1 protein-coding gene is annotated in these 2,765 nt (G+C 62.4%); it reads right to left on the minus strand.

Annotation, left to right across the window (positions count from 1 at the left end; all coding sequences use genetic code 11):
- Positions 1 to 231: 231 nt before the first annotated feature.
- Positions 232 to 1,710, minus strand: coding sequence for a multiheme c-type cytochrome (locus BQ17_RS02030; RefSeq protein ID WP_089724071.1), 1,479 nt, complete (start codon positions 1,708 to 1,710; stop codon positions 232 to 234).
- Positions 1,711 to 2,765: the final 1,055 nt, after the last annotated feature.

The following is a 2,765-nucleotide window of genomic DNA, read 5'->3' on the forward strand; positions in this document are numbered from 1 at the left end:
TATAAGTGAAAAAGTAGCGCGATTCATCTTTTTGATCCCCTCTCCCCAACCCCTCTCCCGGCGGGAGAGGGGACATAGTAGCCAGTACCGTCATCTGGCTCCCACGCTCCAGCGTCATGAGGTATGCGCCGCTAGAGCGGCCCAAGGGTGCGTTCCCACGCTCCAGCGTGGGAACGAGCCAGGGTATGGGAGCTGCTCACCATTCATCATTCCGCATTCATCACTCATCATTTATTTGGCGCCGACCTTAAAGCCGTGGTTGTCGCTATCCTCCGGGCGCCAGAACTTAGGCGGCTCGCCCCCTTCGAACCAGCGGTGCAGCTCGGAGGAGAGGATCTCGTCGAGCAGGGCCTGGACCGCATTGGCACCCGCCGCATTGCCTGCATGCCGGGCCTTCTCGATGGCCTCCCGGACCTCCGGCACCATCTCGATATAGAAGCGGTGGGCGACCTCGTACATGCCCTCCCAGTGGGCATAGTCCGGGGCGAACATGGCCGCGCCGTGCCGCGCCCGGCGCCCCTCGTGGTGCCACAGATAGAAATAGGTCCACTCCACCGCCTCGTTGAACTTCACCTTATCGCGCAGGCCATGCTCGGCCATGGCCGTGACCAGCCGCTTGGCGGGGATCGCGAACTTGTCGTTGTAGAGATTGATGAAGGCATCCAGCTGCTCGAAGTGGGCGTCGGCGATCTTGCGCCCGTGACAGGACTGGCAGATGCTCTTCATATCCTTGCGCCGGTCGATCCAGGATTTGACCTCCTTGCCGGCCGCCTTGGCCTTCTCATCGATCTTGAAGGAGACCGGGGCACGCAGATTCCAGGAGATGCGGGCGCCGATATCGTGGGTGACCGGCAGGTCCTTGGTGCGGGACATGTGGCAGGTGGCGCAGGTCGGGGCGGCGTTATAGTCCTCGCCGACCACCCACTTGGCCGAGTCCAGATTCATCCGGTCCAGGTTGGCGCGGAAGGCCACCCCGTGGGCCGACTCCTCGAAGATCTCCTTCTGCGGATGGTCGGGACCCAAGTGACAACGGCCGCAATTATCCGGATGGCGGGCCTGGGCGGCGGAGAACTGGTGACGCAGGTGACAGGCGGAGCAGGCGCCCTTCGAGCCGTCCGGGTTGATACGCCCGACGCCCGTGTTGGGCCAGGTAGCCACATCCAGGGTGCCGTCGGAATTGACCTTGACGATGGAACCGTGGCAACCGGCGCACCCCATGGTCACCACCGGCGAAGTACCGTTCAGCAGCGGGCCGCCTTCCACCACCTCGGCCAGGACATTGTCCAGAGACCCCAGGATGTTTCCCGCCGAGGCATGGTGCGAGGCGTCGAACTCGGCCACCTCGCGCTCATGGCACTGGGCACAGTCCTTCGGGGAGACGATGGTCGCGATCACAAAATCCTTGTGCAGGATGGCATCTTTCTCCGACTTGTCCGCCGCATGGCACTCATAACAGCCCACGTTCGCGGAAAAGTGCTTGGAATGGCCCCACTCGCTGTAAATGCCGGGGCTCTCCTCGCGGTGACAGGACATACAGGTCATGCTCTCCTTGCTGAGCTGCGAGAAGCCTTGGAGGATCTTGACGGGCGCTTCCTCCTCCGGTGGGGTGGGTGCAGGGGACTCCACCGCGGCCCGGAGCGGCGCTGCCGACAGAAAGAGCAAGGCGACACCGGCGATCAGCCGCGGCGCCCTTGGGAATACCGAATACATCTGTGCTGTTTCCTCGTTTACCCTGGGATGAATCTATGAATAGAGTGCAAGGATAGGGCCAGCATCCGGAGTCCGAAACGATTTTTTTCAATCGTCTTGGAAACCCTTGAAGATACCTGTTACTGCCGGTTCCCACACTCCAGCCTGGGGGCCTGTCTGCGTGCAGGGAGGCACAAGCAGGCATCCCGAGGCTCCAGCCTCGACAAGCGACCAGGTGCCAGCCCATGTCAGCACAGAGAGGCACGGTCCGCCGGAGCGGACAAGACGGCATTCCCACGCTGGAGCGTGGGAACGAGCGCGAGAGCGCGAAATCCATATGCAAGGACCCGGACAGGCACCTTACCGCACCACAGCGGTGCGCCGGGGACACGATGATGTCTCACCTCGGTGCAGATCAGGGGCGCCGCTCGACTGCAAGGTCGCACAGGACGCAAAGCGGGTTGTTCTTATGCTCAATTCCGCTCAAGGGCTAGGGGCGGGCGGGTAGGGTAGTCATGTAGGATGCGGTGAGCGCCCGCCGACCGCCGCAGGACCCTTTGCCAGTGCTGGCCTATCCACCCAGGCACAGCAGACAAGGGGCAAGCCGCGAACCGCATCTTTATTGCCGGCTCCCACGCTCCAGCCTGGGAGCCTGGTTTGCGTGCAGGGAGGCACAAGCAGGTATCCCGAGGCTCCAGCCTCGACAAGCGACCAGGTGCTAGTCATGTAGGATGCGGTGAGCGCCCGCCGACCGCCCCAGGACCCTTTGCCGGTGCTGACCTATCCACTCCAGGCACAGCAGACAAGGGGCAAGCCGCGAACCGCATCTTTAATTGCTGGCTTCCACACTCCAGCCTGAGGGCCTGTCTGCGTACAGGGAGGCACAAGCAGGCATCCCGATGCTCCAGCCTCGACAAGCGACCAGGTGCCAACCCATGTCAGCATAGAGAGGCACGATCCGCTAGAGCGGACAAGACCGCGTTCCCACGCTGGAGAGACTGTGAAAGAATTCGCCGTTGGTGGTAGTAAAGGGTAAACCAGCGGTCGAGCCAGATCCAATCGGCAGACCTTTATGG

The organism is Candidatus Thiosymbion oneisti, assembly GCF_900092655.1.
Taxonomy (GTDB): domain Bacteria; phylum Pseudomonadota; class Gammaproteobacteria; order Chromatiales; family Chromatiaceae; genus Thiosymbion; species Thiosymbion oneisti.

Bases quoted from the DNA above. Each gene is read 5' to 3' on its own strand.
- BQ17_RS02030 (WP_089724071.1), bottom strand. From the start codon at position 1,710: ATGTATTCGGTATTCCCAAGGGCGCCGCGGCTGATCGCCGGTGTCGCC.